Raw genomic sequence first — 11,466 nt, 5'->3', positions numbered from 1 at the left:
TCGGATCGGAGGCCTATATCTCTGTCAACATGGGATCGGGGAGCGTCAAGGAAGCTGCCGACTGGATGGCGTATATGACCGCCGACCCGGGCACGACTGCCGGCGCCGAACGCGCCGCCAACGGTCACCGCGATCCTTACCAGGTGAAGTTCCTCGGTATCGGCAACGAAAGCTGGAGCTGCGGCGGCGCGTATCGATCGGAATATTACGTTGACGAGATGAAGCGCTACGCCCGCTTCGCGCGCAACCTGAACCTCAAGCAGCAAGGTACAGACAACCCGGCGGGCGGATCGGTCGCCGGATCGAGTCCCATGCGGCGTATCGCGGTCGGGCCGGGATCGCCGGGGACCGACTATACCGAGGCGGTGATGCGCGCGTGGAAGGGACACGATTGGAGCTGGAGCATCGAAGGGGTGTCGCTGCACAATTATACCTGGGTCAGCTGGCCGCCGACCTACGCCAGCACTGGGTTCGGTGAGCGCGAATATGCGACCCTGATCAAAGACACGCTGAAGATGGAGGATATGATCCGCATTCATTCCGCCGTCATGGATAAGTACGACCCGGCCAAGAAGGTCCCGCTGGTCATCGACGAATGGGGCGTCTGGCTGGCCAAGCTGCCCGGCAGCCGCGACGGTTTTCTGCATCAGCAGAACTCGATCCGCGATGCGATTATCGCCTCCATCAACCTGAACATGTTCGCGCGCCATGCCGACCGCGTTCGGATGACCGCGATCGCCCAGATGGTGAACGTGCTTCAGGCGATGATCCTGACCGACGGACCGAAGATGGTGCTGACGCCCACCTACCATCTGTTCAAGATGTACGTGCCGTTCCAGGATGCGACGCGGTTGCCAATCACCTTTGACGCGGGCACCTATCGTTTCGGCGATGTCAGCCTACCGCGCATCGACGCGATCGCCGCGCGCGCAGAAGACGGAAAACTATGGATCGCGTTGACGAACGTCGACCCCAACGCGCCGGCGCAAATCGATGCGCAGCTCCAAGGCATACGGGCGCAGACCGCGTCCGGCACGGTGCTGACCGCCGACCGGGTCGATGCCGTCAACACCCACGACAAGCCGAACACGGTCGTGCCGCGGCAGATTGCTGCTCGCGTGAGCAACGGGCGGATCAGCCTGACGCTACCACCAAGATCGGTCACGGTACTGTCGGTCACGCAGTAGCGGGTGCAGTGTAACGTATCTTACAAGGTGCCGCAGGACGCCCGTTGTGATTGATACGATGTTCACGAAAATCGTGCGGTTTACAGGGTCAGGCGAGGAGAACGCTACATTCAGTCAAGCACGTGTCCCTCCTGCACTTCTTGGGGGGGCGCGACTCCGCCAAAAAACTGAGATCCGCTATTGGCGTTAGCCGCCCGGTAGCTCGGTGGCCGGCTAGACCCACTTCCGGTCGTTCGTGGTTCAAGTGGGGCTTCCCCGAAGCGGTCATTCATTCATGTCGATCGGGACGCTTGATGTCATGACCGAATGTGTCCACTCAGCAATCTTGGATCGGGAGATCGACGATGTCGGTGAAGGTCGTTGCGTTCGTATCGGTCAAGCCTGGACAGGAAGACGCCTTCGTCGAGGTGGCTATCCCCTGCGTCGCCGCTTCACGCGCTGAAGCTGGCGTGTTGCACTATGACCTGTGGCGTGAAACCGACGGCGAACAGCGCTACGTCTTCAACGAACTCTATGTTGATGATGCCGCCGTTGCTTCTCATATGGCTTCGGACCACTTCAAAGCATTCGGTTTGGCCGCACGCGACCTCGCGACAGCGCGACCGATTATCATCAAGACGCTCGCGATCGACGTCGCCGATTGATTCGGCGTCTTCGTCCCACTTACCGAAATACACCAGTTTTAGTCGCTGTTGCCCAGTCGACGGTTCCACGAAGCGGACGCTAATCCATGTGATCCGACCGCACTGCGAAGCCAAACGGGGTTTGCACGCTGGATTTCGCGTCACAGGGGTATCGGCTTTCGGATCAAAAGGCGTAGCGGACCTGACAATATGGCATGGCTTCCTTGAGCCATCCCAAGAAGCGGTCGAGCCACTGCCGCTTCCAGCTCGCCTTGTATCGCAGGTTCCGCATACCAGACTGGCTCCACTTGGCCTCCTGAATGTCGGGCCGCCACAGCCATTCCTCGGCGCGGGGGTGCCACTGGAGGTTGAGATCATGCAGCCCCTCATTGTGGGTGAGAAAGATGACCTCGCACTTGAGCTGCGCCCTGGCCGCCGGCGAGAGCGCCGCGTCCAGCTCTGTGAACAGGGCCTTCCACTCCGCCTCCCAGTTCTCGTGAACAATCACGGGCGAGAAGTTGACATGAACCTCGTAGCCCGCCGCGACGAAGTCGTTGATGGCGGCGATCCGCTCCGACATCGGCGAGGTGCGCACATCGACTACTTTGGCGATCGTATCAGGCATCAGGCTGAAGCGGATGCGGGTACGGCCTTGCGGATCGTAGTCGAGAAGGTCCCGGTTGACGTACTTGGTTGCGAAAGAGCCCTTGGCGTTCGGGATGTCGCGGAACGCAGCCACCAAGTCCCGGACGTTGTCCGACAGCGAGGCATCGACGGACAGGTCGCCGTTCTCGCCAAGGTCGTAGACCCAGTCGACGGGATCAATGGTGTTGGGCTCGACCTTGGGACCAAGCCGCGTGGCGTGCCGCGCGAGCGCACGGGTGACGTCGTCGACGTTGACGAAGACGCTGATTGGGTTGGCGTAGCCCTTCCGCCGTCCGACGTAGCAGTAGGCGCAGGCCATTGCGCAGCCGTTAGACGAGGATGGCGCGATGAAGTCGGCTGAGCGGCCATTGGGCCGCATCGCCATGCCCTTCTTGACGCCGAGCACGAGCGTTTCGCGCTTCACCCGCAACCAATCTTCGGCGAGCGCCGGATCGGCGAGCTGAGGTATCCGCCAGTGGCTTGCCACCTCGACCAATTCGGCATTTGGAAAGCGCGCCAGAACCTCCCGACCGCGCCGATACTCCCGCACCGCCGGCTCCACATAGATGAGTTTGGGATCGATAAGGGTCCGGGGGAGCGCCATGTAGACGATATGGGGTTTCAGCGTTGGGGCCGCCATGTCCGAGGAATAGGAGGAACGTCACGGGTTGGCAGACGTCCTTGCAGCATGAACGCGAAGAGCACCCCCGGATGTCGCCAGCAAGACCGCTTTGCAGCCAAAGGTTCGCAGGCCAATCACCGTAGGGGGCAAATCATGAGCGAGGCGAAGGAACTGGGGCTTCCCGAGGACGCTTTCGACAAGCAAGATAGCGAGGCGGATCTCGACTTTTACTCGGCCCCCCGCCTCGTCACGCACATCGACGACGCTGCGGTTGTCGCGCTGACCCGCCATTACGCGTCTCTACTCAAGCCGGGCGATCGCGTACTCGACCTCATGTCGAGCTGGGTCAGCCATCTGCCGCCAGACTTGGCTCTGGACGTCGTCGGGCACGGCATGAACGCCGACGAGCTCGGGGCCAATCCATCGCTTGGCCGGTGGTTCGTCCAGGACCTCAATCACGACCCGGTCCTCGTCGAGCCCGACGCCGCTTTCGATGCCGTTCTCATCTGCGTCGGCGTCCAGTACCTGCAGCGCCCGGTCTCGGTTTTCCGAGAATTACGGCGCGTGCTGCGTCCCGGTGGCGTGATCGTGGCCAGTTACTCTAACCGTTGCTTCCCCACGAAAGCCGTGGCGATCTGGCGCCACCTCGACGTGGAAGGCCAAGCCACCCTTATCAGGCTATATTGCGAGAAAGCAGGCTTCAGCGACATCCGCCCGCTCGTACTCGCCGACGGGCGTTCCGGCGATCTCCTGATCGCCGTTGACGCCCACGCCTGACTGCGGCGTTCGCTGCGGACCGAAGCGGTCTTTAGACCCATACCCGGACATGCAGACGCCCTTCCTTGCCTGTCACTTCCGGACATTCGTTCATTTGGTTGAACGGCAGTTCTTCGGCACCTAAATCAGCCCACGGAACGTCCTAAGCTCGTGGTTAGCTGCCGTACCGCACGCGATTATCTGAACAGAACTCGTGCAGAGCTCCGCGGAGGAGGCGAATGCCCGTCTGCGCAGATTGCGTGTCGTTCCGCTTCAGCCCGTATCCCGGTCAACGCCCGGTATGTGCCCGAAGGGCAGAGTTTGACCCCGTGTTTGGAGAGGTCCGGCACGAGGTTCCCGCACTTCGTGAGCGTTCCAATTCTTGGTTCGGCGCGGATCGGTGCGGGCCTGATGCGCAGTACTTGGAACGTCGGGTGATGACGCCACCGTCTGGCGGATCTGCGATCGCGAGGCCACCGCCATGACTGCCCCACGCATTTTCAATTCAGTATCAAGGTTCAAGGGGTGGGATATGAGTAGGAAGGCAGCACGGCGCAGGGACGATACGGATTGGTGCATCCTGCGCACCTCGGGCGGCCGGACGCTCAACCTAGCCCGCTCGCTCGCTGAGGCGGGCTTTGACGTGTGGACGCCTACCCGCACCATCAAGCGACCGCATGGAAAGCCCGATGCGAAGGGCCGGAGAGCCACGATCGAGATCAATTTGCCGATCTTGCCGACGTTCGTGTTCGCCCAGGCCAGTGGCCTCGCTACGTTCGCTCATATGGCTGGCTACCCTGCACATCAGCATCCCCCGTTCTTGCTCTTCTCTCACGCCGGGCGGATCCCGTTGATCGAAGATGCTTCTGTGTCTGGGCTGCGGGAGGAGGAGCGGCTCGCCGCCGAACTTATCGAAGCACTTCGTAATGCGGAGACGCGAGAGGAACAACGCCGCATTCGTAGCGCTGCGTTACGTACCAAACGCGAACGGGAGAAAGCCTTGCGCGCCGAACGACACGATTTCGCGGTGGGCGCACGGGTGTCCGTGACTGGCCAGCCGTCGCTTGCAGGCATGACCGGCGTGATTTGCCAGAACCGATGGGCGCAGCGCGGTCGTTGCTTTTGGAGGGTCGCTAACTATGACGATTGAGGTTTGGCGTCTGTCCGCACATGTTGTAAACGCAACGACCATAGCCGCTCAATCGGCAATCCGGCGCCAATGATCTTGAGCTTGTTCTCATGCGCACGCCAACTCCGCGAAAGCCAGTGCTTTGACGGCCCTACGGTATGGGACTGCGATGGGCTAGCATGGGTCTTGCTATTGGCGGACACGAGATCGGCTAATGGAATCTCTGCAATTTCGAATTGCCCCCGTTCGAACCAGCAGGTGCGTGCGCACGTGCCGATGCCAAGCCCACCCTCGCCGATCGCCTGCACAACCAAGACAGGGCCGCCTGATGCCGTGCGGACTAGTGCCCCGGCAAACATTTCATTGCTCAAATCGTTTCTCCGCACCCCGGGATTACCATCCGGCCTGACGCTTGGAGGAACGTTTGCGATCGAATTACTAACGGAGCGTAGCGATTGATGACCGTGGACACGCGATAGGTGGGGACAGCGCTACTCTGACGACACAAGGATCAACTGATCCAAGGGCACTGCGATGCGGGCGAACCTCTTATTCTCTGGCCAGGCGCATATTGCCATTGGCATTGCGCCATGTCCGGCATCAACAAGCGACAGTACCAACATGGCTGGTCCGCCAAGCTTCCTGCGAACTAGATCATTAGCGGCGATATTCTCCGACATAATATACGCGATCCTGTAAGCTCGCTGCGGTAGGCAGCATATCGCGCCAAATTATCAAGCGTTACCCGCGCCCAGATACACGGACGCGGGTGACGTACGCTCACACGTGCAGCAAAACTCGCTAAGAAGCTACGCTAGCCTGCTCACACATCGTAGAAACGTTTGGACTGAAGGAAGTACGCAACGATATGGCGCGAAGGGCACTCGAGCGGCGCAATGCGCAAGCAGGCCCATGCCCTGCTGCATTTCAGCTATCACGTTGCTCATTCCTTTCCCGCATCGCAGAGTCTAAAAAATGGCCCGTAAGGACTGATCGTTACGGGCCAAGGAGCGTTTCTAACTTAAGGGGAGAAAACACTGTCGGTAAGGACCCCGACGCCGTCAGGATAACGAAACGATTTTGATTTAATAGCCCTAACCGTTGTTTTGAAACGATAATTTAATACCGGATTGGCCCGGTTGCGTAGGTTGTCATCCTAGCAATCCGCAACCTCACCCAAAATACAGGACGCAAGGCATAGTCCATTCTGCGCACACAAGTTCGGCTGAATGGCGGTGAGGAAAGTTAGTTCGAGATCATTAGCTCAAAAAACTGCCCGCAACGATGGATCGTTGCGGACAAGTAATTGTACTGAGAGATGCACTGGAGAGGTAGTGCAACCCCAATACCATGCATAAGTCTGAGTAAAGAGTTAACTGCCTATACAGTGTCATCTTTTTGATGAATTATTTATCAGAAGCGATTTTAGCGCAGCTTACCGCTCTCCCCCTTGTTGGTCAGAACGCCCCCTCACCGCCGCAGCGGCACGAAGCATAGGCATCGGGTAGCCAAACCGCACACTGGGAGGGGAGCGGGTTGATTAATTGAAGTGATACTCAGCTAAGCGTCGGCAGCATTGTCTTTGATCAGTCGACGTCGGTGCGCGTCAGAAATCGAGATCCCTTCGCTGGATCTATGCGAGGGCCGCCTCGACCTTGGCATCGCCGGACTCGCCCCCGCTGTGCTGATACTCCGCCAGCAGGTCGCGGTCCGACATTTCTGCGGGGGCATCGTTGAGCGTGGAAGAGGATGGGCTCTTCATTCAACCAGGCTGACTGTCCCCGGCAATACGAGCAAAAGGCTAGACGGGCGGCGCGGGAGCAAGGGCGGCGTTGAACTCTGACTGCGACCATTCCAGTGTACAGCAGCCGTCTTAGCGACTCCCACACTTCTCGGTCTCTGAAAAGGGGCGGATCGACCCGAAAGAACTGCACTAATAGCTCGACGTTGCTCGCTGGCAATCGATTGGGCCCGGCGCCCCACGCGAAGCGCGCCCGATACCCGATGCCGGCGTAGCGTCCCCCACAATGCTGCGAACGTTACGCAATGCTCTGCCACAAGCGATCGCAGCGTCCTGTGCACGTCGGCGGTGTGGCGGTGGCGTAGGGTTCAAAGACTAATTGCCTCGCGCACCGCCTCGTTGATCCGGGTTTGCCAGCCGGGACCGTCCGCGCGAAAACTACGAAGCGACTTCGCTTCCCATACAAACAAGCCTAGTGCGGGATCAGACCTTCGAGTCAGCGACGAGCTTTCGCAAATTCTTACCCGGCGTGAAATGCAGACTGCGCTTGGCATTGACCTGTACCCGTTCCCCTGTCAGCGGGTTGCGGCCAGTGCGAGCAACGCGCTCACGCGTACTAAATGATCCAAAGCGCCGAATTTCAACCCGGCCGCCGTCAGCCAAGCGCTCCACAATTGTGTCAAAGAAAACCATTACAATCCCTTCAATTTCGTAGGCTTGCAGTTCCGGGTACTGGGCAGCAAGCAGCGTCATAAGTTGAGCACGGGTCACTTTATTTTCCTCGATGCTCAGAGCCGGTGTCTTCGGCGGCTGGCGTCACCGGCCTACTACGAATTTCAATACGGATCGAGCGGTAAAGAACTCTGACGTTCCCTAGTTAACACTCTCACAAGGCGTCATTTAATTATTTTTTAATCAGAATTCTGCGAAGATCGGAATATCAAGAGCGGGGGCTGGAGATTCCCGATGTTTGACAGGCGTGAAATGGAAATTGAGTTGAGCAGAGTGAGTCGGTTGGCCGACCAGCTAACGGACAATCGGTCAGAACGCGCCCTGTGTGCGTACGCCGACGATCTTCGACGCTGGATCGCAATTGCGCGTAACCTGATGACTTTGTCCGAAATTGAAATCTAGCTTGTTGGAGCATGTTGACGCAAGTCAGCAGATGGTTGGTTGCGCCGGGAAAAGCGCCGCCCACACCATTGCGTAATCTTCTCTGGCATGGATCGCGAGAGAGTCCTCCTCTGACCCAATCCAGATTAGTGTACCCCCGTTACGAGCCGGCTCGATGAAGGTCACAACGCCGTCTTCCAAGTTGACCGGCAGCCCGTCGGGATAATGCAATCGAATCATCGACTTTGCTCCGCAGCGAAAGGGGGAATGATTAAAGCGCTACTAATCCGTTACATACAAGTGCGGCATGATCTGAATGCGCTTTCCTATAAGGCTCGGGCTGTGCATCACGCGGGTACATGCGCCGTAAATTGCTAACGTCACCAGCTCTCGCGTTCGCGTTGATCAGGGATCAATCCGGAAAGCTGAGCGAGCAACTGGCGATCTGCCAGCGTCAGCTGCTTCAGCCCGGCCCCGCGGACGCACTCGCTAGGTATTTTGGCGCCCTTCCCAGCATGCGAGACGTCTTCGGGAGTGATGCGCGAGCGTCGGCGGCCATCAATCGCAGCATCTTGCACACCTGGTCGGATGTGGCGGCGGCGATAGGCTTCATTCGGGCATCCTCGGTTCGCCATCGGCGAGCCACCTACGAGATCGAGAGCACGCCCGCTACCGCGATGGCGGCAAGCGGGGGTGCTGCATGGAGGGAACGGCACGAGGTCGGACTACCACTGAAGGTCAAAAGCGGACGGACCGCAAACGACGACGATTGGGCGCTAACCACCGGTCCTCTTCGCGTCTGGCAAGACCCACTTGTGGACGTTCGAGCGCTCTCCCTCGCCTCCTACTTTCGGACATTCATTCATCTTGTTGGGCGGGAGCTTCTTCGCGGCCGTATCGGCCGTCTGTACGACCTAAAAATCGGGCAAAACAGGTAGTTCGCTTTGGAGCAGCGATGCGGTCTAAGCTCACGGTTCTAGGCATTAAACGCAAAAACAGGTAATCGTCCAAAAATGATTAAACTATTTTAATTATAAGGACCTGCTTTTAGCTAGCCTAGCTATGTTAGTTGCGAACAGGGTAATGCTTTGAACAAGGCTGCTGATTTAGTTGTCTCTCGCGAGAGCGGGGCTTGGCTCCTTGCGTTGGTCGAGGGCATGCCGCAGATGATTTGGCGCTCAGTGGGGCAAGGGTCGTGGACTTGGTCCAGCCCACAATGGGCTCGATATACAGGGCAAACAGCCGATGATAGCATCGGATCCGGTTGGCTAAACGTAGTGCACCCCGATGATCGTGAGACAGCAAAGGCAGCGTGGAGGAGCGCTCCTGCAGTAGGTGAATGCGGATATTTCATTTCCCATAGGTAATACCCATTGCCCGGTCGTGACCCGCTTGCACTACTGCCCGGACACTGGGCAGTCGCATCGGTCGCAACGATAATCTGGATGGCCTTGCCGCTCGCCAGATTGCGAGCCTCACGTGCCGGGCTGTCTTTGGCCGTCAACTTGCCGAAGCCTGTCAGTGAGACAATGTTGGACTTGCAGGTTGTGACAAATTTGCGGTACCGTTTAAGTATAGCTTAGCGAGACCCCGCGATTTCCGGTCTGCCGCCTGCGACCGATCTATCAAAAAAAATGCTCACCAAAGACACCACTTGAGTAGGACTACAAATCATCGTCCGCCTCCCTCCTCCGACGAGCATCTGCCTTCGAGAAGGATGCTAACCCTTGGCGGCAAGAGCCCGCAGCTCCTCAAGTGCCTGCCAATAGGCACGGTGACCACGCTGGTTTGTAAAGTCTACGAACCAGTCGAGCGTTTCCTGTGGGCCCTTAATGAAGAGATTTCCTTGAGCAACGGTCTCCCGCCGACGTCGGCTAGGTCGAGCTAGGACACCCTCGCCCTCCCCCTGCGCGCGATCAACGAACCCCATTGCAGCGCCACGCGCAACTGCCTCCTCTTCCCTCACTGGATCGACTCGGAGAGGCGCTTTTGAGAGGCCGGAAAGATTGAGTTTGTCAGCTACGTCGTCAGCCGATGCCGCATTAGGCTTCTTGAACCCATAACCGCTCATCGGTCAGTCTCCTCGCGCACAGCCTCTACGACCGCGTACGCAACTTCGAATGCATTTCGTTTGGCTGCCGCGAGGCCTGAAGTCCTTTCATCGGTCAGTTCTTCCAACGTTGATGCGAAATCGAATACGTCACGGTAAGCCGCTCGCTCTACCAGCCCCTTACTAAGCAAGGGAAGATCAGCATCCCTAATTGCTGATGTAATTCGTTTCGCCGATTTCGTTTCTATTGCCGCGTTGTCACGACTTCGGACTAGGCGGTACGGAATAACTCGGCCTAGTGCTTCCGCCTCCTCGTGTATCAAACCAACGGCATTCGCTGCTAATTCGGCGTCAATCGGCGAGAGATTGAACGGGATCAGTACCAAGTGAGAGCGGGCGAGTGCTCGCGATGTCATTCGGGACGCAGTCCCCTCAAGATCAATTAATACAAAGTCGTTCTTCTCGGTTAGAGCGTCTAGGACCTTTACTAGCTCTGACTCTTTAGGGCTTGCAACGATCTCAAACGGAAGAGCCCTCCCCTCAGCGGTTCGCCTAGCGCCCCACTTCGCGATGATCGCGTTTGGATCAGCATCGACTACAACCACCGAAGCGCCACTACGAGCCAACTCACCAGCGAGAATGAACGTAAGAGTCGTTTTACCGGCGCCCCCTTTCGGGTTTGCTACTGATATCGCTGGCATGCCTGCGTTTCCTGACTACCATTTTTCTAGGCTACTAATTGCCTATGGCGATCGATTGACCACGCATAGGTTGTCGGTGGCCTATCGGAGCTCTATCGATAGCGCAAGAAATATACTTTGGATATCCTTTTTAAAGCCTATCGCTAGCCTATTAATATGGTTGCCTATTGCTATAATAGCCTATGCATAGGTTCGCCTTTGTATATGGCAGCCTATCGATATGGTAGGCTTGATATTTCGATAGTTTATTTGGACGGCCGCCATATCGAAAGGATATCCTGCGAATATCCAGTTGGACCAAAGACCAACGCTGTGGCTCGCAGCCCTAGATCACCACAAACGCCCCAAGGGTCATTGTCGGAATAGCCCACCCCCGCTCGCACTAGACAATCTGCAGCCTTTGGGGTCGCTTGGGTTATCGCGCCGGCGCCCGATACACCCGCATCAAGCTGCCGCTCGCGTTGGAGGGCATCGAAACCCGCTTCGCGGTCGATGACTTGGAAATAGCCCGACTGTCACACCGGTAGGTTCAGCAAGGGGAGGGGCCAACACGCGGGCGGTCACCGTGTTGAATCCACCTACCCGGACCAAGACCGCCATAGCGCCAGGAAGCTCGTCGGTTGGGGTTGCCGCGCTAAACTCCTATCCCAGCGCGATGTCCGCCAGCGAGCGGCAGCAGCGACGCACCTCCGTGTCCTCAACAAAGCCAATACCGCCCAAGCCGATCTCTTGCGCCGTCGCGGTGGTGGCTGCGATCGTCAGCATCCCAGGCATTGCGAATGCCCGCCTCATGTGCGTTCCCGTTGTTCAGTTAAGCCGTCTGGATTGCTGCCTTCGTCAACAATCATCGGACGCCCGCGACCTTGCCACGCTCGGCTCAGCAGCAGCCCTAGGATGTC

At 58.1% G+C, this 11,466-nt stretch carries 11 protein-coding genes and 1 pseudogene; 5 read left to right on the top strand and 7 right to left on the bottom strand.

The window, feature by feature from the left end; all coding sequences use genetic code 11:
- The first annotated feature begins 29 nt into the window (after positions 1-29).
- A complete protein-coding gene (locus tag AC3WJR_RS19500; RefSeq protein WP_492727211.1) occupies positions 30-1,187 on the top strand; it encodes an alpha-L-arabinofuranosidase C-terminal domain-containing protein in 1,158 nt (385 codons plus the stop codon).
- Between the two features lie 344 nt (positions 1,188-1,531).
- On the top strand, positions 1,532-1,831 hold the full coding sequence (locus tag AC3WJR_RS19495) for a putative quinol monooxygenase (protein WP_492727203.1): 300 nt from the start codon (positions 1,532-1,534) through the stop codon (positions 1,829-1,831).
- A gap of 163 nt (positions 1,832-1,994) precedes the next feature.
- On the opposite strand, the gene AC3WJR_RS19490 is transcribed toward AC3WJR_RS19495, so the two are convergent.
- The gene (locus AC3WJR_RS19490) at positions 1,995-3,095 is read right to left on the bottom strand and encodes a spore photoproduct lyase family protein (RefSeq protein ID WP_492727202.1); all 1,101 of its coding nucleotides are present in this window, start codon (positions 3,093-3,095) and stop codon (positions 1,995-1,997) included.
- Between the two features lie 135 nt (positions 3,096-3,230).
- Between AC3WJR_RS19490 and AC3WJR_RS19485 the strand changes: the two genes are divergently transcribed.
- The gene (locus tag AC3WJR_RS19485; protein WP_492727200.1) at positions 3,231-3,854 is read left to right on the top strand and encodes a class I SAM-dependent methyltransferase; all 624 of its coding nucleotides are present in this window, start codon (positions 3,231-3,233) and stop codon (positions 3,852-3,854) included.
- A gap of 511 nt (positions 3,855-4,365) precedes the next feature.
- Positions 4,366-4,983 (top strand): hypothetical protein, encoded by a 618-nt coding sequence (locus AC3WJR_RS19480; RefSeq protein ID WP_492727198.1) that lies wholly within the window; start codon positions 4,366-4,368, stop codon positions 4,981-4,983.
- 1,612 nt (positions 4,984-6,595) lie between these two features.
- Here the strand turns inward: AC3WJR_RS19480 and AC3WJR_RS19475 are convergent.
- The 3 genes from AC3WJR_RS19475 to AC3WJR_RS19465 all read right to left on the bottom strand — a co-directional run bounded on the left by AC3WJR_RS19475 (position 6,596) and on the right by AC3WJR_RS19465 (position 7,474).
- Positions 6,596-6,724: a hypothetical protein gene (locus tag AC3WJR_RS19475; protein ID WP_492727197.1), complete on the bottom strand. Its 129-nt coding sequence runs from the start codon at positions 6,722-6,724 to the stop codon at positions 6,596-6,598.
- 347 nt (positions 6,725-7,071) lie between these two features.
- Positions 7,072-7,257 carry a BrnA antitoxin family protein gene (locus AC3WJR_RS19470; protein WP_492727195.1) on the bottom strand — a complete coding sequence of 62 codons (186 nt, stop codon included), beginning with the start codon at positions 7,255-7,257 and terminating at the stop codon, positions 7,072-7,074.
- Complete coding sequence (locus AC3WJR_RS19465; protein WP_492727193.1) at positions 7,187-7,474, bottom strand: HU family DNA-binding protein; 288 nt, start codon at positions 7,472-7,474, stop codon at positions 7,187-7,189. The genes AC3WJR_RS19470 and AC3WJR_RS19465 overlap by 71 nt, the downstream gene beginning before the upstream one ends.
- Positions 7,475-8,904: 1,430 nt before the next feature.
- Between AC3WJR_RS19465 and AC3WJR_RS19460 the strand changes: the two genes are divergently transcribed.
- Positions 8,905-9,183 carry a PAS domain-containing protein gene (locus tag AC3WJR_RS19460; protein ID WP_492727191.1) on the top strand — a complete coding sequence of 93 codons (279 nt, stop codon included), beginning with the start codon at positions 8,905-8,907 and terminating at the stop codon, positions 9,181-9,183.
- A gap of 83 nt (positions 9,184-9,266) precedes the next feature.
- Here the strand turns inward: AC3WJR_RS19460 and AC3WJR_RS19455 are convergent.
- From AC3WJR_RS19455 to AC3WJR_RS19445, 3 genes and pseudogenes are all read right to left on the bottom strand, one after another.
- Positions 9,267-9,347: pseudogene (locus AC3WJR_RS19455) on the bottom strand (HU family DNA-binding protein); the annotation flags it as partial.
- Positions 9,348-9,883: 536 nt separating this feature from the next.
- Positions 9,884-10,567, bottom strand: a complete 684-nt coding sequence (locus AC3WJR_RS19450) for an AAA family ATPase (RefSeq protein ID WP_492727190.1) — start codon at positions 10,565-10,567, stop codon at positions 9,884-9,886.
- Between the two features lie 642 nt (positions 10,568-11,209).
- Positions 11,210-11,332 (bottom strand): hypothetical protein, encoded by a 123-nt coding sequence (locus AC3WJR_RS19445; RefSeq protein ID WP_492727188.1) that lies wholly within the window; start codon positions 11,330-11,332, stop codon positions 11,210-11,212.
- Positions 11,333-11,466 lie beyond the last annotated feature (134 nt).

This window comes from Sphingomonas sp. FW306-05-A (genome assembly GCF_058782275.1).
The sequence above is the reverse complement of the archived record's forward strand: the minus strand, read 5'-3'. Positions and strand labels throughout refer to the sequence as shown.